This window comes from Streptomyces sp. NPDC058525, assembly GCF_042719495.1.
Lineage (GTDB): Bacteria > Actinomycetota > Actinomycetes > Streptomycetales > Streptomycetaceae > Streptomyces.
Genome location: NZ_JBHXNP010000030.1, coordinates 1 through 22,449, shown reverse-complemented (window position 1 = coordinate 22,449; position 22,449 = coordinate 1). Strand labels below are relative to the sequence as shown.

20 protein-coding genes, 1 tRNA gene and 2 pseudogenes are annotated in these 22,449 nt (G+C 70.0%); 10 read left to right on the top strand and 13 right to left on the bottom strand.

The window, feature by feature from the left end:
* Nucleotides 1-142: 142 nt before the first annotated feature.
* The 5 genes from thrC to ACFWP3_RS16435 form a co-directional block, all read right to left on the bottom strand.
* Nucleotides 143-1,213: a threonine synthase gene (gene thrC / locus ACFWP3_RS16455; protein ID WP_384221121.1), complete on the bottom strand. Its 1,071-nt coding sequence runs from the start codon at nucleotides 1,211-1,213 to the stop codon at nucleotides 143-145.
* A 6-nt stretch (nucleotides 1,214-1,219) separates the two neighbouring features.
* Complete coding sequence (locus ACFWP3_RS16450) at nucleotides 1,220-2,509, bottom strand: homoserine dehydrogenase (RefSeq protein WP_384221223.1); 1,290 nt, start codon at nucleotides 2,507-2,509, stop codon at nucleotides 1,220-1,222.
* Between the two features lie 160 nt (nucleotides 2,510-2,669).
* Nucleotides 2,670-4,061 (bottom strand): diaminopimelate decarboxylase, encoded by a 1,392-nt coding sequence (gene lysA / locus ACFWP3_RS16445; protein WP_384221120.1) that lies wholly within the window; start codon nucleotides 4,059-4,061, stop codon nucleotides 2,670-2,672.
* 19 nt (nucleotides 4,062-4,080) lie between these two features.
* Nucleotides 4,081-5,040 (bottom strand): ArgS-related anticodon-binding protein NrtL, encoded by a 960-nt coding sequence (gene nrtL / locus ACFWP3_RS16440; protein ID WP_384221118.1) that lies wholly within the window; start codon nucleotides 5,038-5,040, stop codon nucleotides 4,081-4,083.
* A 116-nt stretch (nucleotides 5,041-5,156) separates the two neighbouring features.
* The gene (locus tag ACFWP3_RS16435; protein WP_384221116.1) at nucleotides 5,157-5,654 is read right to left on the bottom strand and encodes a response regulator; all 498 of its coding nucleotides are present in this window, start codon (nucleotides 5,652-5,654) and stop codon (nucleotides 5,157-5,159) included.
* A gap of 82 nt (nucleotides 5,655-5,736) precedes the next feature.
* On the opposite strand from ACFWP3_RS16435, the gene ACFWP3_RS16430 reads away from it, so the two are divergent.
* The 3 genes and pseudogenes from ACFWP3_RS16430 to ACFWP3_RS16420 all read left to right on the top strand — a co-directional run.
* A tRNA-Arg gene (locus ACFWP3_RS16430) sits at nucleotides 5,737-5,808 on the top strand.
* 660 nt (nucleotides 5,809-6,468) lie between these two features.
* Nucleotides 6,469-7,028, top strand: a pseudogene (locus ACFWP3_RS16425) (carbonic anhydrase); the annotation flags it as partial.
* A gap of 74 nt (nucleotides 7,029-7,102) precedes the next feature.
* Nucleotides 7,103-7,361, top strand: a pseudogene (locus ACFWP3_RS16420) (L-threonylcarbamoyladenylate synthase); the annotation flags it as partial.
* A gap of 177 nt (nucleotides 7,362-7,538) precedes the next feature.
* On the opposite strand, the gene ACFWP3_RS16415 reads toward ACFWP3_RS16420, so the two are convergent.
* Complete coding sequence (locus ACFWP3_RS16415; RefSeq protein ID WP_384221114.1) at nucleotides 7,539-8,258, bottom strand: MBL fold metallo-hydrolase; 720 nt, start codon at nucleotides 8,256-8,258, stop codon at nucleotides 7,539-7,541.
* Nucleotides 8,259-9,001: 743 nt separating this feature from the next.
* Between ACFWP3_RS16415 and ACFWP3_RS16410 the strand changes: the two genes are divergently transcribed.
* Nucleotides 9,002-9,310 carry a hypothetical protein gene (locus ACFWP3_RS16410; RefSeq protein WP_384221112.1) on the top strand — a complete coding sequence of 103 codons (309 nt, stop codon included), beginning with the start codon at nucleotides 9,002-9,004 and terminating at the stop codon, nucleotides 9,308-9,310.
* A gap of 14 nt (nucleotides 9,311-9,324) precedes the next feature.
* On the opposite strand, the gene ACFWP3_RS16405 is transcribed toward ACFWP3_RS16410, so the two are convergent.
* Genes ACFWP3_RS16405 through ACFWP3_RS16390 form a run of 4 tightly spaced genes read right to left on the bottom strand, consistent with a single transcriptional unit; the run spans nucleotide 9,325 to nucleotide 10,941 of the window.
* The gene (locus ACFWP3_RS16405; RefSeq protein ID WP_384221110.1) at nucleotides 9,325-9,735 is read right to left on the bottom strand and encodes a DUF1801 domain-containing protein; all 411 of its coding nucleotides are present in this window, start codon (nucleotides 9,733-9,735) and stop codon (nucleotides 9,325-9,327) included.
* Nucleotides 9,736-9,764: 29 nt separating this feature from the next.
* Entirely contained in the window at nucleotides 9,765-10,226 is a 462-nt protein-coding gene (locus ACFWP3_RS16400) for an SRPBCC domain-containing protein (RefSeq protein ID WP_384221108.1), read from the bottom strand.
* Nucleotides 10,223-10,564 (bottom strand): ArsR/SmtB family transcription factor, encoded by a 342-nt coding sequence (locus ACFWP3_RS16395; protein ID WP_384221104.1) that lies wholly within the window; start codon nucleotides 10,562-10,564, stop codon nucleotides 10,223-10,225. The genes ACFWP3_RS16400 and ACFWP3_RS16395 overlap by 4 nt, the downstream gene beginning before the upstream one ends.
* Before the next feature lie 8 nt (nucleotides 10,565-10,572).
* The gene (locus ACFWP3_RS16390; protein ID WP_384221102.1) at nucleotides 10,573-10,941 is read right to left on the bottom strand and encodes a VOC family protein; all 369 of its coding nucleotides are present in this window, start codon (nucleotides 10,939-10,941) and stop codon (nucleotides 10,573-10,575) included.
* A 143-nt stretch (nucleotides 10,942-11,084) separates the two neighbouring features.
* On the opposite strand from ACFWP3_RS16390, the gene ACFWP3_RS16385 reads away from it, so the two are divergent.
* From ACFWP3_RS16385 to ACFWP3_RS16365, 5 genes are all read left to right on the top strand, one after another.
* Complete coding sequence (locus ACFWP3_RS16385; protein ID WP_384221100.1) at nucleotides 11,085-11,432, top strand: VOC family protein; 348 nt, start codon at nucleotides 11,085-11,087, stop codon at nucleotides 11,430-11,432.
* A gap of 128 nt (nucleotides 11,433-11,560) precedes the next feature.
* Entirely contained in the window at nucleotides 11,561-11,773 is a 213-nt protein-coding gene (locus tag ACFWP3_RS16380; RefSeq protein ID WP_384221098.1) for a hypothetical protein, read from the top strand.
* A 98-nt stretch (nucleotides 11,774-11,871) separates the two neighbouring features.
* Nucleotides 11,872-13,326, top strand: a complete 1,455-nt coding sequence (locus ACFWP3_RS16375) for an MFS transporter (RefSeq protein WP_384221096.1) — start codon at nucleotides 11,872-11,874, stop codon at nucleotides 13,324-13,326.
* Nucleotides 13,323-15,776, top strand: a complete 2,454-nt coding sequence (locus tag ACFWP3_RS16370) for a PEP/pyruvate-binding domain-containing protein (RefSeq protein WP_384221094.1) — start codon at nucleotides 13,323-13,325, stop codon at nucleotides 15,774-15,776. Before ACFWP3_RS16375 ends, ACFWP3_RS16370 begins: the two co-directional genes overlap by 4 nt.
* Nucleotides 15,773-16,384, top strand: coding sequence for a TetR/AcrR family transcriptional regulator (locus ACFWP3_RS16365; RefSeq protein ID WP_384221092.1), 612 nt, complete (start codon nucleotides 15,773-15,775; stop codon nucleotides 16,382-16,384). The genes ACFWP3_RS16370 and ACFWP3_RS16365 overlap by 4 nt, the downstream gene beginning before the upstream one ends.
* 88 nt (nucleotides 16,385-16,472) lie before the next feature.
* Here the strand turns inward: ACFWP3_RS16365 and ACFWP3_RS16360 are convergent, their stop codons facing one another.
* The 3 genes from ACFWP3_RS16360 to ACFWP3_RS16350 form a co-directional block, all read right to left on the bottom strand.
* Nucleotides 16,473-17,030: a TetR/AcrR family transcriptional regulator gene (locus tag ACFWP3_RS16360; protein ID WP_384221090.1), complete on the bottom strand. Its 558-nt coding sequence runs from the start codon at nucleotides 17,028-17,030 to the stop codon at nucleotides 16,473-16,475.
* 107 nt (nucleotides 17,031-17,137) lie between these two features.
* Nucleotides 17,138-18,637: an MFS transporter gene (locus tag ACFWP3_RS16355; protein ID WP_384221087.1), complete on the bottom strand. Its 1,500-nt coding sequence runs from the start codon at nucleotides 18,635-18,637 to the stop codon at nucleotides 17,138-17,140.
* A gap of 461 nt (nucleotides 18,638-19,098) precedes the next feature.
* The gene (locus ACFWP3_RS16350) at nucleotides 19,099-19,698 is read right to left on the bottom strand and encodes a hypothetical protein (RefSeq protein ID WP_384221085.1); all 600 of its coding nucleotides are present in this window, start codon (nucleotides 19,696-19,698) and stop codon (nucleotides 19,099-19,101) included.
* Between the two features lie 493 nt (nucleotides 19,699-20,191).
* On the opposite strand from ACFWP3_RS16350, the gene ACFWP3_RS16345 reads away from it, so the two are divergent.
* Entirely contained in the window at nucleotides 20,192-22,399 is a 2,208-nt protein-coding gene (locus tag ACFWP3_RS16345; protein WP_384221083.1) for an MMPL family transporter, read from the top strand.
* Nucleotides 22,400-22,449: the final 50 nt, after the last annotated feature.

Here is a 22,449-nt window from a genome sequence, read left to right as displayed (position 1 = left end):
CGCACGATGCGTGTCGCGCCCTTCGGCCGACCCCACCGCACTTACGCGGCGCTTTTGTTGTCGTACGGGGCGAGTTGCCGGGTTCCGGGGGACGTGGAGACCCCCGGAACCCGGCTCGCGGAACTGCTGTCCGGCCGGCGCCTCAGACGAGGCCGAGGCGGATGGCCGCGGCTTCGGCGTCCACCGGAACGGTGACCGGCTGCGGAGCGCCGGCGATCGCCCAGTCGGGGTCCTTCAGGCCGTTGCCGGTGACGGTGCACACGATCTTCTGACCGGGGTCCACCAGGCCCAGCTCGGCGGCCTTGAGCAGGCCCGCCACCGAGGCGGCCGAGGCGGGCTCGACGAAGACGCCCTCCTGTGCGGCCAACAGCCGGTAGGCGGCGAGGATCTGGCGGTCCGTCACCTCGTCGATGAAGCCGCCCGACTCCTCGCGCGCGGCGAGCGCGTAGTCCCAGGAGGCCGGGTTGCCGATCCGGATCGCGGTGGCGATGGTGTGCGGCTCCTTGACGATCTCGCCGCGCACGATGGGCGCGGAGCCGGAGGCCTGGAAACCCCACACACGGGGCGTACGGGAGGCCAGGCCGTCGGCCTTGTACTCCTTGAAGCCCTTCCAGTACGCGGTGATGTTGCCGGCATTGCCGACGGGCAGCACGTGGATGTCGGGGGCGTCGCCGAGCGCGTCGACGATCTCGAACGCGGCTGTCTTCTGACCCTCGATGCGCACCGGGTTGACCGAATTGACCAGCGCCACCGGGTAGTTGTCGGACAGAGCGCGGGCGAGATCCAGACAGTCGTCGAAGTTGCCGTCGACCTGGAGGATCTTGGCGCCGTGCACGAGCGCCTGGCCCATCTTGCCGAGCGCGATCTTGCCGCGGGGTACGAGGACGGCGGAGACCATGCCCGCGCGCACCGCGTAGGCGGCGGCGGAGGCGGAGGTGTTGCCGGTCGAGGCGCAGATGACGGCCTTGGCGCCCTCCTCCTTGGCCTTGGTGATGGCCATGGTCATGCCGCGGTCCTTGAAGGACCCGGTGGGGTTCGCCCCCTCGACCTTGAGGTGCACCTCGCAGCCGGTGCGCTCGGAGAGCACCTGCGCGGGGACGAGCGGCGTGCCGCCCTCACGGAGTGTGACCACGGGAGTCGTTTCCGTGACCGGCAGGCGGTCCCGGTACTCCTCGATGATGCCGCGCCACTGGTGGGTGCGATTGCTGCTCATGGGTCCTTACTCCCCTTCAACACGCATGATGCTGGCGACACCGCGCACGGTGTCCAGCTTCCGCAGCGCCTCGACGGTCCCGGAGAGGGCCGAGTCGGGTGCGCGGTGAGTGACGACGACGAGGGAGGCCTCGCCGTCCTTGCCCTGCTGCCGCACGGTGTCGATGGAGACCCCGTGCTCAGCGAAGGTCGTCGCGACCTGGGCGAGTACGCCCGGCTTGTCGGCCACATCGAGGCTGATGTGGTACCGCGTGACGACCTCGCCCATGGGGCTGACCGGCAGCTGGGTGTACGCCGACTCGCCCGGCCCCGTTGCCTCGGCGAGCTTGTTGCGGCAGACGGCGACGAGGTCGCCGAGGACCGCGGACGCGGTCGGCGAACCGCCCGCACCGGGCCCGTAGAACATGAGCCGCCCGGCGGCCTCCGCCTCGACGAAGACCGCGTTGTACGCCTCGCGGACGGAGGCGAGCGGGTGGGTGAGCGGGATCATCGCCGGGTGCACGCGGGCGGTGACGGACTCGCCGTCGGCGGCGCGCTCGAGGATCGCCAGGAGCTTGATGGTGCAGCCCATCCGCTTGGCGGAGGCGAAGTCGGAGGCGCTGACCTCGGTCATGCCCTCGCGGTACACGTCGTCCAGGCGGACGCGGGTGTGGAAGGCGATGCCGGCCAGGATCGCGGCCTTGGCGGCGGCGTCGTAGCCCTCGACGTCGGCGGTCGGGTCGGCTTCGGCGTACCCGAGGGCCGTGGCCTCGTCGAGCGCCTCCTGGTAGCCGGCGCCGGTCGAGTCCATCTTGTCGAGGATGAAGTTCGTCGTGCCGTTGACGATGCCCATCACCCGGTTGATCTTGTCGCCCGCGAGGGACTCGCGCATCGGGCGGACCAGCGGGATCGCGCCGGCGACGGCGGCCTCGTAGTAGAGGTCCAGCCCGTGCTGCTCGGCCGCGGCGTGCAGCGCGGCGCCGTCCTGCGCGAGCAGCGCCTTGTTGGCGGAGACGACGGAGGCGCCGTTCTCGAACGCGGTGGTGATCAGCGTCCGGGCCGGCTCGATCCCGCCGATGACCTCGACGACCACGTCGATGTCACCGCGTTTGAGGAGGGCGGTCGCGTCGGTGGTGATGAGCGCGGGGTCGATGCCCTCGCGCACCTTGGACGGCCGGCGCACCGCGACGCCCGCGAGCTCCACGGGCGCGCCGATCCTGGCCGTCAGATCGTCGGCGTGCGTCGTCATGATGCGGGCAACTTCCGAGCCGACCACTCCACAGCCCAGCAGCGCCACCTTCAGCGGACGCGTACGCATCATTCGACCTACGCCTTTCGATCTTCCATCAGTACCCCGTGCGCGGCTTGCGCGCGGGGTGAGAACCAGTCTCACTCAATGGACAACAGTTTCCACCCTCGGTCCATTGAGTGAGACACCTATTTTGGGGGTCTGGGGCCTTCTCCCCGAAATAACCAGATCATCCCAGGTCGAGACGCAGGAGATCTTCCTCCGTCTCGCGCCGGACGATCACCCGGGCCTGTCCGTCGCGCACGGCGACGACGGGCGGGCGCAGGGCGTGGTTGTAGTTGCTGGCCATGGAGCGGCAGTACGCGCCCGTGGCCGGTACGGCGAGCAGGTCGCCGGGGGCTAGGTCGGCCGGCAGGAACGCGTCCTTCACGACGATGTCGCCGCTCTCGCAGTGCTTGCCGACGACGCGCACGAGCATCGGCTCGGCGTCGGAGGTGCGGGAGACGAGGGTGACGGAGTACTCGGCGTCGTAGAGCGCGGTCCGGATGTTGTCGGACATCCCGCCGTCGACGCTGACGTACGTCCGCAGCCCCTCGAGCGGCTTGATGGTGCCGACCTCGTAGAGGGTGAAGGCGGTGGGCCCGACGATGGCGCGGCCGGGCTCGACGGAGATCCGGGGCGCGCGCAGACCGGCGCTCTCGCACTCCCGCGCGACGATCTCGGTGAGCGCCTTGGCGATCTCGTGCGGCTCGCGCGGATCGTCGTCGGAGGTGTAGGCGATCCCGAGTCCGCCTCCGAGGTCGATCTCGGGAAGCTCGACCCCGTGCTCGTCCCGTACGGCGGCCAGCAGCCGCACGACCCGCTTCGCCGACACCTCGAAACCGGCCATGTCGAAGATCTGCGAGCCGATGTGGGAGTGGACGCCGAGCAGCTCGAGCGAGTCGTGCCCGAGGGCCCGGCGCACGGCCTCGGCCGCGGAGCCGTCGGCCACGGCGATGCCGAACTTCTGGTCCTCGTGGGCGGTGGCGATGAACTCGTGGGTGTGCGCCTCCACCCCGACCGTCACACGGATCTGGACGGGCTGGCGTACGCCCAGCTCACGGGCGATGTGCGCGACCCGGGCGATCTCCTGGAAGGAGTCGAGCACGATCCGCCCCACGCCGGCCTCGACGGCCCTCCTGATCTCGGCCTCGGACTTGTTGTTGCCGTGGAAGGCGATGCGGGAGGCGGGCATTTCGGCGGCGAGGGCGGTGGTCAGCTCCCCGCCGGAGCACACGTCGAGATTCAGCCCTTCTTCCTTCAGCCACTTCACGACGGCCTTGGAGAGGAACGCCTTGCCGGCGTAGAAGACATCGGCGTCCTTGCCGAAGGCGTGCGCCCAGGCCCGGCACCGCGCCCGGAAGTCCTCCTCGTCGAGGAAGTAGGCGGGGGTCCCGAACTCCTCAGCGAGCCTGGTCACTTCGATGCCGCCCACGGCGACGACCCCGTCGGCCGTGCGCGTGACGGTCCGGGCCCAGACCTTCTCGTCGAGGGCGTTGAGGTCGGCCGGCGGCGGCGAGTAGTGCCCCTCGGGCAGGACATCGGCGTGACGGGGCCCGGCGGGATGCGCGGAACGGCTCATCGGTATCTCTCTTCACAGGTCACAGGTGTTCGGGTGCGTCGATGCCGAGCAGGGCGAGGCCACCGGCCAGCACCGCCCCGGCGGCTTCGGCAAGAGCCAGCCGGGCACGGTGGGCGGCCGAGGGTTTCTCGTCCCCGTGGGGCAGTACGCGGTACTGGAAGTCGAGCAGCGCGTCCGCCAGCTCGACGAGGTACCGGGCGAGCCGCTCGGGCGCCCGGTGGTGTCCGGCGGCCTCAAGGACGAGCCGGTGCTCGGCCAGCACGCGCAGCAGCGCGGGGGCGTCCACCTCGCCCGGCTCGGGCCCGAACCCGAGCCCGGCGGCGTTCCTGAGCAGCGCCCGGCTGCGGGCGTGGGCGTACCGCACCCGGAAGAACTCGTTCTCCTCACCCTGCACGAGGAGCCGCTCGGAGAACTCGGGCGTCTCCCGGACGGGCACGCAGAGCATCGCCCACCGGGCGGCACCGAGCCCGTACCGGCGGACGACGTCACCGTCCCGCTTGGCGAGGGGCGCGACGGGGAACCGCCCGGGCCCGTCCTGCCGATCACCGCCCGCCTGACCGCGCAGGATCCGCAGGACGCTCTCCCGCACGACGCGCTCGCGGAGCTCGATGTCGAGGTCGAGGGCTGGGGCAGCGGTGGGACGGGCGGCACCCTGACCCACGACCTCCGAGACGATGCGGGGTGCGGAGGGCGGCGGCAGCAGGAAATTCACGAACCCGGGGCCGGTGACCTCGACACTCTCGATCCCCGGCTCCCCGCCGAGCCGACGGGCCAGCACCCCGGCCACCTCACCCGGCGCGCGTCCGGCGGCCTTGGCGATCTGGAAGGCGACGGGCGTGGCGTAGTCCCCCACCCCACCGGGCCGGGTCCGCTCGACGACGACCCGCTCGGGCACGACCACATCCGCCCCGAGCTCCCCACTCTCGACGGCGCAGCGCACGGCGCGCACGACGGCATCGGGAAGATCGGCGGGATTCACGACACCCAGCCTAGGGGAGACGACCGCCCACCCCGCGAAGGGTTTCGCCATGTGAAATGGCCCGGCTCAGAACCGGCGGAGGCACCCGGGTGACACGGAGGAAGGCGAGGGCTCGCTCATCCCCTCCCCCTCCCGGCGGGAGCCCCTCTCCTCCCGTCGCGCCGGCCCTTCCCCTCGGCCAGCCGCCGTACGACCCGTACCAGCTCGGCGGGCTCGAAGGGCTTGGCAACGAAGGCATCCACCCCGGCCGCGATCCCCGCCTCCACCTCGTGCTGCGTACAGGCACTCACGATCGCGACGGGCACCCCACTGGTCCGCGGATCGGCCCGCAACTGCGCGGCGGCCCCGAACCCGTCCAGCCGCGGCATGACCACATCAAGGGTGATCACATCGGGACACACGTGGTGCACGACGTCCAGGCACTCGGCACCATCATTCGCGGTCACGACCTCGAAGCCCTCCAGCTCGAGATTGACCTTGATCAGCTGCCGGATGACCTTGTTGTCGTCGACAACAAGCACCCGGCCCGAGACGCCTGGCACAACTCGAGAGTAGGTCGGCCCGGGGCCCCGCGTCCGGGTTTTTGCCACTTCCACCCCCTGCGGGCGACCCATGTCCCCCTCCCCCGCAAACCGGTTCCTGATCACCCCCGCGAAGCTGGTAGTGTTCAACCCGTCGCCGCACAGCGAACGACACGCCCCCGTAGCTCAGGGGATAGAGCAACGGCCTCCGGAGCCGTGTGCGCAGGTTCGAATCCTGCCGGGGGCACTTCCGGAAAGAGGGCCTGACCAGCAAAAATGTCGGTCAGGCCCTTTCTCGTACATGCCAAAACATAAACGGTCTTTCGACCGTTGCTGTTTCCCTGGTGCTTCGGGTCCCGACCGGCGAATCCCGCCTCCCTCGTGGCGCGTCGCCGCAGGTCAGAGGGCTTTCGCAGAGAGCCACCGACTCCGCTCACCGCAGGATCCCGACTGTGCGGCGGGCCAGGGGTCTGAGCATTGACGCTTCCCGGACACCGTCTATGACCTGCACGAATGCTGTCGACGGTACGTCAAAAGGCTAACGGTCTGGTGGGTCGTTGCACCAAGGAGGGATATGGCATCTGCGCCCAACTCCCGGTAAGGCGCTCCCGCTCGTATCCCATCACGGCAACACCATTGCTTCACTGTCGGCAGCACGGTTGCCGTCGGCATCCGCCTCTCATCATCGCGGGCGACTCCCCAGCCTGAGCACGGAATTGGCCGGTCTCATGCCCTGCGGCCGCCCCGTAACGCCACGGCGTTACTCAGCCGGGCGCCAGTGTGGTAGCTACAGCAGGGGTGGCGGGCCCGGACGGCATCGCCAACTGGCGCAGCTGCGGGCATTGGTCGCCGGCCCGGGAAACGCCCCGGGTACGCATGTCGGGTAGCCGGTTCATACGCTGCAGCCATACCCGGAACTTCGCCTGCCGTCGCCTTCCACGCCCTGCTGTCCGGCAACAAGCGCTTCATAGCTGGGCACGCCCGAACATCCCAACCAGGACGCTGCCCGCCATACGGAACTCGTCCCGGGACAAACCCCCTTCACCGTACTCCTCGGATGCTCCGACTCGTGGCTCGCTGCCGAGATCATCTTTGACCAGGGCCTCGGGGACCTGTTCGTCGTGCGGACCGCCGGACACGCCCTGGGGGGAGGAGGTACTGGGGAGCGTCGAGTACGCGACCAGCGTCCTCGGTGCCCGCCTGGTCGTCGTCCTGGGGCACGACTCGTGCGGCGCCGTCTCGGCTGCCCGCACGGCGGTGGAGGAGGGCTTCTCCGTCGGCGGCTTCGTCCGTGACATCACCGAGCGCGTCTCCCCGAGCGTCCTCCGCGCCCGCACGGCCGGTCTAGCCTCCGACAGCGACATCGTGGACGAACACATCCGTCACACCGTCGTCCTGCTGCTCGACCGCTCCCGTCTGCTCTCGGGACAGGTTGAGGCGGGGCAAACCGCCGTCGTGGGCCTGGGATAGCAACACGCCGGGGGCCATGCCCGCCAGGTGACCTCCCGCGGCGACATCACTGGACGAGAGCAGGCGAGCTCATGACGCAGCGCTACGACTGCTCGGATCGGGCAGCCCGTTCGGCAGGCCTGCGGGAAGCGGCTTCCGCCGTGCGGCGGGGGCGAACTCGTCGTCCTGGCGACGAATACCGTCTACGGATTGGGGGCCGACGCGTTCGAACAGAGGGCCTTCGCCGCGCTGCTCGCCGCGAAGGGGCGCGGCCGGCACAAACCCTCTCCCGTGCCCCTCGACTCTGCCGAAGCCCTGCGCGAGCCGGTGGACAACCTCCCCAGCCAGGCGCATCGTGGCGAGACGGGGGTCTGTCAATTGAGCGATTTAAAGTCCCAGCCCTGGCTGGCAGGCAAGCTCGGTCTGCAGGTCTGGCCACCAGCAGGGCCCGTGCTGCAGTCCGTCGGCGGCGGCCGCTCGGGCCGGAGCCGATCGCGGGAGCGCGGGTTCCAATCACGCCCGAGGAACTCACCTCCGCAGCGACGCCGTGAACCGTTCCTCGTACGCGTCCGCGAGGTCGTGCAAAGCCTGGCTACAGTCGCCCGTGTAGGAGGGGCCGTGCATCAGCCCCAGCGCGGTGGGGGCGAGGCCGGCCAGTCGGTGCATGGCCGGTGCCGTCCCGGCCGTCAGGCATGACGCCCCGAACACGTCTTCGGCGGCGAGGGCCGGAGAGACGATCTCGCTCTCCGTCAGGGCCGGGGCGTTGCCCATGGCGGTGAAGAGGTCGCCGCATAGGAGAGTCCCGGTCGTCTCCTCGTACATCAGCCCGGCGTCCCAGCCGTGGGGCACATGCGGGGTCTCCAGCCTGCGCACCCGCCTTCCGCCGAGGTCGAGCACCTCCCCGTCGCTCAACGGACGCGGCGGACGGTCTGCCATGTCGTTCACCGACACCACACAGCCCATCGCAGTGTGCGCGACCTCGGCCCGCGGGGCGGCGGCCAGCCAGGAGTTCATGGCACCGCACTCGTCGGCCTCGACATGACCGAAGGTGATCCAGCGCAGCCCCTCCACCGGTGTCACGCGAGCCACAGCGTCCGACACCAGGGGGAACAGCGCCCGAAGCCCGCAGTGGAACAGCAGGGGCTCCTCGGCATCGATCAGGAACTGGTTGAACAAGAGATTCGCTTCACCGATGTATGTGGACATCCGGTAGATGTCCGGTGCGATCTCCGTGACGGTCGTCTCCACGCTGCGCCATCCCTCTCGTCCCCCGCCATCCGCGCCCAGTATCACTCCCGTTCCCCTGGCAGGCGGACCGGCCACCCCCGGCCGCTCCGGAGGCGGCGTCCCGGTTCCCTCCAATGGCCCACGGCGGCTATCGACGCCCATGCATACGGCACAACGCCGACCCAGTACCCCAACGGCTGGGGCGCACCGACGCCTCGCGACAAGTCCAGGGCCAGGAACGGAATAGCCACAGGTCAGGGGCTACTCCGTTGTTTTTCCGCGAGGACTACCGAAACCCCGCGGTCAACTGAGCTGCGGGCCTGCTGGCGGCTCGGCAGGAGCGGCCCGTGAGCGTCATGGGTTTCACGGTCGTGAATGGGAGAATCGCAGAGATCGACATCCTCGCCGACCCCTCCCGCCTGCCCCACCTTGATCTACCCGATGCATGAACCACCGTCCCCGGCGCCGCCGGTTCCCCGTGGCCACCTGTACCGACATCGTCTTGCCGGTTCATCCCCGGCGGCGGGCAGCGGGTCGCGCTCGGCGACGTGCCGGGCGACCGCGTCAACGCCGGGGGCGTCAGGAACATGAGCCGGCCCAGACGGCGGGCCCGGGGCCGCTGGTCAGGAATCTGAAAGGCCCCCGGCCAGCCGACACGGGATCGCCTGAACCAGGGAGGCGTCAGTGACTCAGGCCGTGTGGCTCCACCGGCAGGCGGCTTCCTGGCCGGACACTTGCCTCGCCCAACCGGACAAGGGGAGCCCATGCCAGAGGATCAAAGCGACGACACCGGCAGCGAGCGTCTGGACACTCTGGAACGCCTCGCCATGAAAGAGCTGCTTGACCAGACCAAAACGGACACGCTGGAGAAGCTCTCCGGTGTCCCGGGCAAGCGCGGCGAGGGCCTGACGGCCTACCACGCATCGCTGTTCCGGCTTGAGGAAGGTCAGGCCCGGATGCGGGAGACGGCCGCCCGGCATCAGCAGGAACTGGCCAGCGTGAGTCAGATGGTCACCGAGATCTTGTCAGCCCTCTGCAGGACCGGCCAGCGGCCAGGAGAATCCGCCTATTGAGCGTGACCGGATGGTCAGTCCCGGACCTGGACGGGGGGAACGCGGTGCGTGGTCGCGGCGCCGACCAGGTTACGCAGGGCCGGGTTGGCGAGGTCGTCAAGGGTGCGGATCTTCACGTGGCGCATGTTGGCGCCGGTGCCTTCGAGGAGCCCGTCGGGGTCGGGCAGGCCGGTGCCGTAGTAGAAGCCGAAGACGACGTGCTGGGTGAAGGGCGCCAGCCAGCAGAATTGCTCGCTCATCTTCTTCGGGCCGGTCCCGTAACCTGCGCTTCTCTGGCTGGTCCAGACGACCTCGACGGTCTGGGGCAGCACGTCGAAGATCAGGGTGCGGCAGCCCGCGGCCAGGTTCCGGATGCCCTCGGGTGACGCCTGGGTCATCTCTCGGAAGACGCTGTCGTCGGTGGTCACGATGCCCTTGCCGGCCATGAAGTCGCTCTTCCTTCTGTGTTGTGGGGTCACATGTCGTCGAGTACCGCTTCCAGGCCGCGCATGACGTGGGATCGCCAACCACCGCCCATCATGGTGCGGGCGCGCTGCTGGATGGGGTTGTCGGGGTCGAAACCTTCATGGTCGAGGAACAGGCGGGTGCCCCGGCCCTCCGGCTCCAGTGTCCAGGTGATCGTCCAGTCCACCTCGGCACTCCCGTCGCCGGACGGTGCGGCGTCCTGCCAGCCGATGCGGAGCATCCTCCCCGTCTCGAACGCGAGGACCTCGGCCCGGACCGTTCCGGAGAAGCCGGTGGCCTGCACCGGCACGCCGTGCATGGTGTAGCGGTGGCCCACCCGGAGCCGGAAGTCGCCCGGCATGAGCCACCGGGCGATCAGTTCCGGCTCCGTCAGAGCCCGCCACACCTTCGAAGGCGGGTGGGGAAGGAACTGCTCCACCCGTACCGAGGTCAGGTCGTCATGATCGGTCATGCCTCATCGTCGTCCATGGTGTCGAGCACATCCCGAAGGCCGGTGAGCCTCTCGCGCCAGAATCGCTCGAACGGCCCGAGCCAGTCCTGGACATCGTGCAGCGGGGTGGCTTGCAGTCGGTAGATCCGCCTCCGGCCCTCTCTTGTCTCGCTTACCAGCCCGGCTTCCCGGAGCACGCGCAGGTGCTCCGAGAAACTCGGCCGCTCCATGTCGAAGCGGGCGGCCAGGAGCGAGACCGGCTGGGGGCCCTCGTCGCGCAGCAGGCTCAGCACTTGGCGGCGGACCGGGCTGGCCAGGGCCGCGAAGATCCGGTCCTGCGCCGACAGGTGGGTACGCATCGGACCGGTCAGGGGGCCTTGGTGGTCGACAGGACCAGGCCGTTGCCGTCCGGGTCCTTCAGCGTCGCCTGGCGGGCCCACGGGTAGTCCACCGGTCCTTCGACGGTGATGCCGGCCTCCGTGAGCGCGGCGCAGTCGGCGTCGACGTCCGAGGTCTCCAAGACGATGCCCTGTGCGTGACCAGGGGTGAAACCCATCTCCGGGGTGGCGAGGGTGAAGGAGGTCTGCGCGCCCTTCGGGGCGATCTGGAGCCACCGCATGGGGCCCATCTCCTGGTCCAGCAGGACCTCGAACCCCAGAGTGCGGACGTAGAAGTCTCTGGCCCGGTCCTGGTCGGCCACGGGCAGGGTGACGATCTTCGCGTGCGTGATGTTCATGCACCCACCATACGTAGGTAATTTCCTACATGTCACGTCGATCTTGCAACGTGACGACTACGACGACTCGCGGTGATCGGCGCTCCGGGACGGCCACCGCGTCCGGCGGGCAGTCATCCCCCGTGGCACCTAGGATCAGAGTCGTGGAGGTTTCACACATCCATCTCACCGTGCGTGACCTGGAGGCGGCGGTCAGCTGGTTCCGCAGCGTTCTGGAGGTCACGCCCGGTTTCCGGGACGAACGGATGGCGGAGTTGGAGCTGGGCGGGCTGGGTGTCGTCCTCGATGAGGGACCGGCGGACAGTCAGGCCACCATCGCGCTCGCGAGCAACGACTGCGATGCGGACTACGCGCGCCTCCTGGATCGGGGCGCCGACACGCGGGAACCACCCTCCGACCGGCCCTGGGGCACCAGAGCGGCCTACCTCAAAGGGCCGGCCGCGATCACGATCGAGATCGACCAGCCGCTGAGCGGACGAAGCCCAGACTGACTCGGCTGCCGCCACACTCCGAGACCAGCTCCACTCATCACGCCACCCGCCAAGTCCCCTACCGCCTCGACATCGGCAACTGCCGGCTGACTATCGCCGGACAAGCACGCCCGCTCGATGACCTCACCATGAAACTGCTGCTGGACTGGCTGGAGCACCGGCGACGCCAGCGCCCGAACACGGCGAATCTCCACCTGCTGATCAACAACCAGACCGCCACCAAGACGAGCCGCGCCAGCAACCACTGGATCAGCGCCTCGATACGCGGGCAGGTTCCGGATGCCGTCGGGCGGCTGCACGGCCGCGGCGGCGACGGCGGCGTTGAAGTGCCTTTGGGTTGATCTGCGGGTAGCCTGAAGTTAGAGAACGTTACGTTCTCTAACTTCTCCGGCTCAGGGAGTGGTGATGACCGCCAGTTCCGCCGTCCCGCGGTGTGGTGATGCTGCTGGGGGCCATGGACCAGACGACGATGACCCCCGCCCTCCCCGCCGTCGTGGGTGATCTGGGCGGCGTGGCCGAGATTCCCGTCGTGGTGACCGCCTATGTGGTAGCCGCCACCGTCGTGATGCCGGTGTACGGAAAGCTCGGCGACCGGTACGGCCGCAAACCCGTGCTGCTGGCCGCGATCGGGGTGTTCGTCACCGGTGCCATCGGATGCGCACTCGCCCAGTCGATGCCGGTCCTGATCCTCTTCCGTGTCGTACAGGGCGCCGGCGGAGGCGGCTTGATGATCGGGGCGCAGGCCGTCATCGGCGAGATCGTGAGCCCTCGCGAGCGGGGGCGCTACCTGGGCCTGCTGGGTGCGGTCTACGTCATCGCGGCGGTCGGCGGCCCGCTGTTCGGCGGGCTCGTGGTGGACCATCTCAGCTGGCGGTGGATCTTCGCCCTCTACCCGCCGCTCGGGCTGATCGCCGCCCTCGTGGTGATCCGTACGCTGCACCTTCCCCGGTCCCGCGGCCGGGCGCCGATGGACGCGGCCGGTGCTCTCGCCCTCTCGGTCGCGGTGGTGTCCCTCGTCCTGCTCGCCGGAGAGGCCGGACAGGTCGGACAGGCTGGGGCGGGGCCGACGTGGAGGGTGCCCGTACTGGCCGGGGCGGCGGCTGCCGGTGCCCTCGCCTGGCTGGTCAGCGCTCGCCGCACGGCCGATCCGATCCTGCCGCTCCGGCTGTTCAGGGAGCCGGCCTTCGCGATTCCCGTCGCGATCAGCTTCCTCGTCGGCTTCGCGCTGTTCGGGACGATCAGCTACCTGCCGTCCTTCCTCCAGATCGCCCTGCGGGCCTCGGCGACCTCGGCCGGCCTGGTGGTCGCCGTGCTGATGGGCGGCGTCATCGTCACCATGACGCTCTCCGGCCGGATGATCGCCCGTACCGGCCGGTACAAGCTGTTCCCGGTGATGGGCACCGCCATCACCGCGGCGGGGCTGGGCCTGCTGGCCCTTCTGCACGCCGGCAGTCCGACCGGCCTCGTCATCGCCTTGGTCCTGGTCATCGGGCTGGGGCTGGGGCTGGTGATGCAGGTGATGATGACCATCGCGCAGAACGCGGTGGACCACAGCGACCTGGGCGCCGCCACCTCGGCCGTCGCCTTCCTGCGCCAGATCGGCGCGTCCGTCGGCGTCGCCGTGACCGGTGCGCTGATCACAGCACGGTTCTCCGCACGCCTGCCGGCCGATGCCGGAAACCAACTCGACCTCCGGGAAGGCGCATGGGCCCCAGACCGGCTCGCGGCGCTCCCCGAGAGTCTGCGCGCCGCGGTCGCGGACGCCTTCGGCGAGGCCGTCCCCCCTGTGTTCGCCCTGACGGCGCCGCTGCTCGCGCTCGGATTCGTCCTCGCGCTCGCCACGCCCCGCCGCCCGCTGCGGACCACCGCACATCTCAAGGAGGAGACAGCATGACGTTCATCGCGGAACTCGCCTCGCTGGGCCGGGACGACCTCGCCCTCGCCGGCGGCAAGGGCGCGAACCTCGGGGAGTCGCTACGCGGCGGGTTTCGCGTTCCTGACGGGTTCGTCGTCACGACCGACGCCTACGCGGCGGCACTCCGGGCCGCCGGCCTCGACCCCGCGGGCCTGCTGACAGGCGACGACGGCGCGCGCCTGCGTGCGGCCATCGAGGCGATCGATATCCCCGAGCGGCTTGAGGCCGAACTCATCGAAGCCTACGTCCGGTTGGGCGGCGGACCGGTCGCCGTGCGCTCCAGCGCCACCGCCGAGGACCTGCCCGGCGCCGCGTTCGCCGGACAGCAGGACACCTACCTCGGCGTGCTGGGAGAGGCGCACGTGGCCGACGCGGTGCGACGATGCTGGGCGTCGCTGTGGACCGACCGGGCCATCGCCTACCGCCGCAAGCGCGCAGTCGCCGAGGACGGGGTGCGCATCGCCGTCGTCGTGCAGCGGATGGTCGACGCGCAGACGGCCGGGGTCATGTTCACCGCCGACCCGGTCAGCGGCGCCCGCGATGTCCTCGTCGTCGACGCGAGCAGCGGACTCGGCGAGGCGGTCGTGTCCGGACTGGTGACCCCCGACCACTACGTGCTCGGCGCCGACGGCCGCGTACGGGAACGCACCGCCGGCCGTCACGAGGTGGTCCTGCGCAGCGGCACGGACGGCGGGGTGACGCGAGCGCCCGGCGCCCCGCACGCGTTCCTCCCCGATGTGGTGCTGGCCGAGCTCGCCCGGCTGGGCACCGACGTCGCCCAGCACTTCGGGCGCCCTCAGGACATCGAATGGGCTTACGCAGACGGACAGTTGTGGCTGCTGCAGGCCCGGCCGATGACCGCGCTCCCGCCGCCCCCGGTGCGGCTCAACCGCGCGCAGCGGCTGATCGGTTCGATCCTGCTGGAGATGCTGCCCTACCGCCCGTACCCGATCGACATGACGACCTGGCTGCCGCATGGGCCCGCCGGTCTGATGGCCGAGATGATGAACCGCTTCGGCTTCCGGGGCGGGTTCCAGGGCTTCCTGACCGAGCAGGACGGTGTCGTGGACCGTATGATCCCGAAGCCGCCGCAACCGACCCCCCGCGCCGTGCTGGCCCCGTTCCGCCTGGTCCGTCTGGCCCGCAGATACGACGCCGGCGAGTGGACGAACGACCCGCGCTACACCCGCTTCGTCACGGACATCGCCGAGCTCTCCGGCCGGGATGTGACCGCCCTGGAGTGGGCGCGGTTGGTCCGCATGCCCCGCCGGACGCTGGAGCTGGGCAAGCCGATGGCCCTGCTCCGTGGCGACTACCTGCCCCGGCTGGCGGTGACTCTCGCGCGGCTCTGGCCGATCCTGGCGGTGCTGCGCCGGACGTCCCTCCTGGGCGATCTGATCGGCGGTGGCCGCACCCGCACCGAGGACGCGAACCGCATGCTGGAGGCCCTCGCCGAGCAGGCCCGCCGGGAGCCTGCGCTGGCCGAGGCGGTGGACCGGCTCGACCCGGCGGCCCTGGATCCCTTCCCCGAGTTCCGCGCACGATTCGAGACCTTCCTCGCCGAGTACGGAAGCCGCGAGACTGAGACCGTGCTGCTGGTCACCTCACCGACCTGGGGGGAGTCCCCGGAGGTGGTACTCGGTCTGATCTCCGCGCTCGCTTCGGCGCCGAAGGCCGACGCGCCCACGTCCCGCGCGGACGCGGCGCTGCACCAGCTGCTACCTCACCCCCTGCTGCGCGGACGCCGGGCCCGCGGGCGGATCGAACGACTGGTCACCACCGCACGCACCGGCCTGGCGTTCCGGGAGGACAGCCACTTCGCCATGACGGCGAGCCTGCCCGTCCTGCGGCGGGCGCTCCTGGAGATCGGGCAACGGCTGCGCGAAGCCGGCGTCCTCGCCGACCGCGAGGACGTCTACCACCTGCGCCTGGAGGAGATCGAGGCACTCGGCGACCCCGCCGCTCTGACCGAGCCGCAGAAGGAGCGGCTGCGGGCCACCGTACGAGCCCGGACGGCGCGCCGCGACGAACTCGACGGAGTGCGGCTCATCGACCCCGCCGCGGTCTTCCCCCGCAAAGACGGCGGAGACGCGCTGGTCACCGGCACCCCGGCCAGCAGCGGCACGGTCACCGGCCCGGTCCGGATCGTGCGCGGGCCCGCCGAGTTCGCGCGGCTGCGCAGCGGCGACGTACTCGTCTGCCCGCAAACCAACCCGTCCTGGACGCCCCTGTTCCAGCGGGCGGCGGCGGTCGTGGTCGACTCCGGAGCGGTCGCCTCGCACGCGGCGATCGTCGCCCGCGAGTACGGCATTCCCGCGGTCATGGGCACCGCGAACGGGTGCAGCGTGCTCACCGACGGCCGACGCGTCACGGTCGACGGCGGCACCGGCCGTGTCACCGCAGCGCCCGAACCGGGGCAGACACCATGACAGGCGACCACCGGGCGGCCGACCACCGCACGATGCCCCGCCGCCGCGGCAAGGCCCTCGACGACGCGATCCTGCACGCCACCCTCGACGAACTCACCGAGGTCGGTTACGCCAACCTGACCATGGAGCGCGTCGCCGAACGGGCCGGCACGGGCAAGGCCTCGCTCTACCGCCGCTGGCCGAGCCGGATAGAGCTGGCCTACGACGCCGTACGCCACGCCCTGCCCGACCTCACCTCGCCACCCGACACGGGAAGCCTGCGCGGTGACCTCCTCGCACTGATGCGCGCCATGGCGCACGCCATGGACGGGCCGACCGGCGAGGCGATCCGGGGCCTGCTGAGCGACGCACTCGCCGACGGGAAGCGGCTGGCCGAACTGCGGCGGAACTCGCAGAGCTCGAGCCGCCGGGCCATGCACGAGATCGTGCGGCGTGCGGTGGAGCGGGGCGAGATAGAGGAGCGGACCGTCACCCCGAGCCGTCTCGACGTCGCTCCCGCACTGCTACGCCACCACTTTCTCTTCAACGCAGGCCGGGTTCCGGACGGCGTGATCCTCGACGTCGTCGACGACATCGTGATCCCTCTCCTCCACGCGCCCGCACCCTGACGGAGACCCGAAGCTTCTGACCAAGGTCTCCGAGCGGGCACGACGGTAGCGCTGCTATCCCTTTCGGCCGTACCTCGGCTGACCCTCCTCAGGTGAGGCGCAGCGCGGGGAGTACTACCGCGTCGATGTAGCGGGTCATGTAGGCGGCGTCCGGGGGCTGGTGTTCCACGCGTGGGCGGGCGGTCGCGGCGCCGACCAGCATGTGCGGCAGGAGGGCCACAGCCGGCGTGTTCGGATCGACCTCACCGCGCCGAAGCGCGCGGTCCAGAGCCGCCTCGAAGGCGTACAGCGCGGGCTCGAAGATCAACTCATGGAGTGCCCGGTCCAGATCGGGGTTGTTGGCGGCGGCCTGGGTCATGGCGCGGACGATCGCCGCGTCCCGCTCCACGTCGTCGCGAGGACGTGCGGTCAGTGCGAGCAGGTCGCCCCGCAGGGAGCCGGTGTCGACGTCCGCGGTCGGGACGGGGCCGGCGTGCCGAAGGGCGCTGGCCACGAGTTCCGGCTTCCCGTTCCACTGGCGGTACAGGGTGGTCTTGCTGGAGCGGGCACGGGCCGCGACGGCGTCCATCGTGAGCGACTCGTAGCCGACTTCGAGGAGCAGATCCATCACCGCCCCGTAGACCTCGCCGACCCGCTCGGGGGGCATGCGGGAACTGCGTAGGGGGGCTGTCTCCGGTGGCATTGTCTACGTCTCCTCGTCGGTGCCAAACAGTTTCGCTTGCCGATCAGTACACACGACCGCCGACGGCGGTGTCAGTGAGTGAGGGCTCTGGCCGGCGCACCTTCCACAGTCTCGCCCCCGATGGGTGTCGACCCGCCCTCAGGGCCCGCGTTGATCAAGGTGACGGCTGCCGCGGCGGCGATGATGAGGGCGCCCGCGCCCCACCAGAAGGCGGTGCTGAAGCCGTGGACCGCAGCCTGGTTGGTGAACTCCCGCTGCCCCAGGACCTGAGCCGAGGCTGCATATGTGGCGGCCCACGTGGCGGTGGCGCTGGCGGCGAGGGTGTTCAGCAGGGCGGTGCCGATGGAGCCGCCCACCTGCTGCGAGGTGTTGATCATTGCGGAGGCGACCCCTGCGTCGCGCGGCTCGATGCCGGTGGTGGCGAGGTTGGTCGCGAGCATGAAGGCCGTGCCCAACCCCAGGCCCATAAGGACCAGTCCGGGAAGGACCACCGTCGCGTACGAGCTGTCGGTCTTCATCTGGGCCAGGATGACAAGGCCGAGGGCCGCGACGAGGAAGCCCGGGCCCATCAGGAGACGTGGCGGGACCCGCAGTGCCAGCCGGGCGCTGATCTGGGTGGAACCGATGACCATTCCCGCCACCATCGGCAGGAAGGCGAGGCCGGACCTGAGCGCCGAGTACCCCATCACCAACTGCAGGTAGTAGGTGATGAAGAGGAACCCGCCGAACATGGCGATGACCGCCATCCCGAGCGACAGGTACACGCCGCCGCGGTTTCGGTCCGCTAGTACCCGCAGTGGCAGCAGGGGCGCCTTGGCCTTGGACTCCACGAAGATGAACGCGGCCAGCAGGACTACGGAGACGCAGAACAGGGCGACGGTCAGACCGGCACCCCATCCGTCGGACTCAGCGCGGGTGAAGCCGTAGACCAGTGCGACCAGTCCCGTGGATGCCAGGAGCACGCCGGGTATGTCCAGGCGGCTGCGGTTGCGGTCCTGGGCGGAGTCGTGAACGAACCTCCAGGCGCCGGCGGCCGCGACGACGGCGAAGAGGATGTTGACGTAGAGCACCCACCGCCAGTTCAAGTACTCGGTGAGCACGCCGCCCAGGAGCAGGCCGACCGCCGCACCCGCGCCCGCGATCGCGCCGTAGACACCGAAGGCCTTGGCCCGCTCCTTGGCGTCGGTGAACGCCAGGGTCAGCAGCGACAGCGCGGCCGGCGCGAGCAATGCGCCGAAGACGCCCTGCAGCGCACGTGCCCCCAGCAGCATCCCGGTGGTGACGGCCGCGCCTCCCAGCGCGGACGCGCCGGCGAACCCGATCAATCCGACGAGGAAGGTCCGCCTGCGTCCCCACAGGTCCGCCACCCGGCCACCGAACAGCAGGAGACCGCCGAAGGCGAGCGTGTAGGCGGTGATCACCCACTGCCGGTCGCCGTCGGAGAAGCCCAGGTCCCGCTGGGCCGAGGGCAGCGCGATGTTCACAACAGTCGCATCGAGCACCACCATCAGCTGGGCGACGCAGATGAAGACGAGCGCCTTCCAGCGCCCAGGGTCCGCCTTGGGATTCATGGGATTCCTCCATATGGCCGGTCGCGGCCGGTTCTGCCGCTGTGTGGAGCGGTCACCTCGCTCGATTCTCGCATACGATACTGTTTCGTACACTTGCGGTGGGCGAAGCGGCGCGGAACAGGGTCGGGCAGCCCTTGCCGAATTCGGCGGCGGCCCGGCGTCCTGCGGGTGGGGTGCTCGCAGACGTACAGCTCAGCACCGGCACGATCGGGTCAGTGGCCACTGCTGGAGGGCGAGGCGGAAGGGGACACTCTCTCTGCGGCATGCCCGCCCGGGCCCGCCCCGTGCGCCTGCCGCTGCCGCGTGCATCCGGTTGGCCTCAGCGCCACCACTGATCAACGAGCCTCGACGGCCTCTCGCTTGTCGCGTCCATCGGACGGCGCTGCACCGCCATCGGCGTTCGCTGCGAACTGAGGACCGGGGCGTTCCCCGTCTCACATGCCCCCATGGTTGGCTGCCGGTCAGCCCGGCATGCCTTCGTTCGTGTGCGGAGCCGGGGCGCGGCGCAGCCAGTCCCCTGCCGCCATCGAGTCGGTCGGCCATGGCGCGAAACCGAACGGAAGCAGCAGCTCTGTTTGGAAGCAGGCGAGCGTTGAGGCATAGGTGGGCAGCCGTGCGGCGTCCGCCCACCGGAGGACGGGGGGCAGCAAAGCATCGAGGACCGCGTCGTCGGCGGTGGGAGCAACTCCTACGGCGGCCAGCCGCACGTGTTCCTCGCGCGGCGTCCGGCCGTCGCGTTCTCCCAAACGGATCATGTTCGGGGGCTCGAGTCCGTGCAGCCCCAGGAGCGACCTCTGTTCGTCCTCGCCGAAGACAACGCCAGGAGGTATCCACACCGCGGCCGCCGCCAGCGTGCCGAAGCCGGATTCCGCCACCCACACCTGCCCTGCCTCCAGACCGAAATGAGCGAGAGTCAGCCGAAGTTGGGACTGAGACCTAGAGAGGAAGGCGGCTTGGTCGGACGTCAGCCGATGGTCGCCGGACAGCAGCCGGACGATCGCATTGACGTCCTGGAGCGATGCGCGGCGTGCGGTGACCTGGTGTACGTGGATCAGTGTCATGACTAGTACGCCTTTCGGTATGAATGGGACCGAAGATACGGCAAGTGGCTTAAGTTCTATGTTCATCCAGCGGCATGAGCGTGGATCCCATCCCGTGACATGACAGCCGCCTCCTACGGGAGTTGACGCGGGTAGCGCGCCCTACTGTCTCGACTCGACGAACGGCTGCCCGCAGGCGGACGACGGCTCATCAACCCCCTTGCGGACGGGCCGAAGGCAGGGCGGACCGCGCCTGGCCGACGCGTGCTGCCGATCGCCGTGCCGGGCAGCTCGCGGCGGGGATGGGCGGTGTCGAGGGCTATCTACTGCGGGCGTGGTACGGGAGAGGCTCCGGTTGTATGTGTGAGCGTGACGACCGCAGGGTGCCGGGCGGGCAGGGTTGAAAGGCGTTGGGAGCGCCGGATCACATCGGGTCGACGACCGTCTTACGGGAGGTCACGGCTCCGAGGTGCTTTCCCCGATGTCATCGCGTTCAACAGCTCTCGGAGGTTTGATGTCCGCCCTTGCCCGCTGGTGCCACCGGCACCGGCTCGTGACCGTCCTGCTGTGGGTGGGGCTGCTGGTGGGCCTCGGCGCCGCGTCCGCAGCGGTCGGTACGAGCTACAGCAGCAGCATGTCGTTGCCCGATACCGAGTCGAGCAAGGCGATGGGCCTGCTCAGGCAGAGCATGCCGGCGTCTTCGGGAGACACCGAGACGGTGGTGTGGCAGGTCCGTGACGGGTCGGTGAACGATCCTGCGGTCAAGGACCGGATGGGCGCCACCCTGGAGGAGATCGCCGGCGCCCCGGGAGTGGCCTCGGTGGTCAGCCCGTACAGCACGCAGGGCGCCGCCCAGATCAGCGAGGACGGCACCATCGCGTACGCGCAGGTGAACCTCGACAAGGACGCCGATACGGCGGATCCCGAGCAGGTCCAGCATGTGATGGACCTGGCCAGCGACGCCCGCACCGACGGACTGGACGTCCACATCGGTGGCGCGGCCGTCCAGAACGCGGACTCATCCATGAGCACGACCAGCGAACTGATCGGAATCGCCGCCGCGCTGCTGGTGATGGGACTCGTCTTCCGCTCGGCGTGGGCGGCCGCGCTGCCCATCCTCACGGGGGTGGCGGGCGTAGCAACCGGGGTCCTGGCCACCGGCCTGGCCAGCCACGCCATGAGCATCACCTCCATCGCGCCGACCCTGGCCATGCTGGTGGGCCTGGGTGTGGGCATCGACTACGCGCTGTTCATCGTCAACCGGCACCGCAAGGGACTGATGTCGGGCCTGAGTGTGGCGGACTCCGTCACCCGGGCCCTGGACACGTCCGGGCGCGCCGTGGTCTTCGCCGGTCTGACCGTGATGATCGCCCTGCTGGGCATGTTCGCGCTGGGGATCGATTTCCTCAACGGCATGGCGATCGCGGCCGCCGCGACCGTGGCCCTGACGGTGCTGGCCGCGATCACGCTGCTGCCGGCCCTGCTCGGCCTGCTGAAGCTCAGGGTGCTCAGCCGGGCCCAGCGCAGGCAGCTGGCCGAGCACGGACCGGTCGCCCTGGAGCCCGTCGGGATGTGGGGACGGTGGGCGGCCAGGCTGCAGGCCAGGCCCACCGGCAAGGCCGTGCTCGCGGTCCTGGTCATGGTCGCGGTCTCGCTGCCGCTGTTCTCGCTGCGGCTGGGTTCCTCCGACGCCGGCAACGACCCGCAGACCACGACCACCCGGCAGGCCTACGACACGATGGCCCAGGGCTTCGGACCCGGTTCCAACGGTCCCCTCATACTCGTCGCCCAGGCCCCCGCGGCCGCTGACCGCGCGGCGCTGACCGCGCTGGCCGGCAACCTGCGCTCGGTGGACGGGGTGGCATCGGTATCCGCGATGCCCATGCGGCCCGGTGACACGACCGGCATGGTCCGCGTGGTCCCCACCACCTCCCCGCAGTCGGTGGAGACCTCCAACCTGATCACGCACCTGCGCGACGACGTGATCCCCCAAGCGGAACAGGGCACCGGACTACAGGTCCACGTCGGAGGGGCGACGGCGATGGCCGCCGACTTCGCCGACGTACTGATCGGCAAGCTGCCCGTCTTCCTCGCCGTCATCGTCGCCCTCGGCGGGCTGCTGATGATGATCGCCTTCCGCAGTGTCCTGGTCCCGCTGATCGGCATCGGGATGAACCTGCTGACCATGGGCGTGGCGTTCGGTGCGATCGTCGCCGTCTTCCAGTGGGGCTGGGGAGTGGAGGCGCTGGGTCTCGGCGCCGCCGGACCGGTGGAAGCCGCAGCACCCATCCTGATCATCGCCATCCTGTTCGGGCTCTCCATGGACTACCAGGTCTTCCTGATCAGCCGCATGCACGAGGAATGGGAGCACACCCGCGACAACCGGCGTGCCGTACGCGTCGGGCAGGCCGAAACCGGACGGGTCCTCGCCGCTGCGGCGGTCATCATGGCCTTCGTCTTCGGCTCCTTCGTCTTCAGCGGCGAACGGATGATCGCCGAGTTCGGCCTCGGGCTTGCGCTGGCGGTCCTCCTCGACGTGCTCGTCCTGCGGATGGTCCTCGTCCCGGCTCTCATGCACCGCTTCGGCCGGGCCAACTGGTGGCTGCCACGGTGGCTGGACAAGGTACTGCCGCACCTGTCTGTGGAGGGTGCACCCGACCGCGGTCCCGGGCAGGTCCTCGTGCCGGATGCGGCGGAGCAGTACGCGGATTCCCGCCACTGACCGTCGCGCGAACCACCGTCGGGAGGGGACCGGTGCACACACCGGTCCCC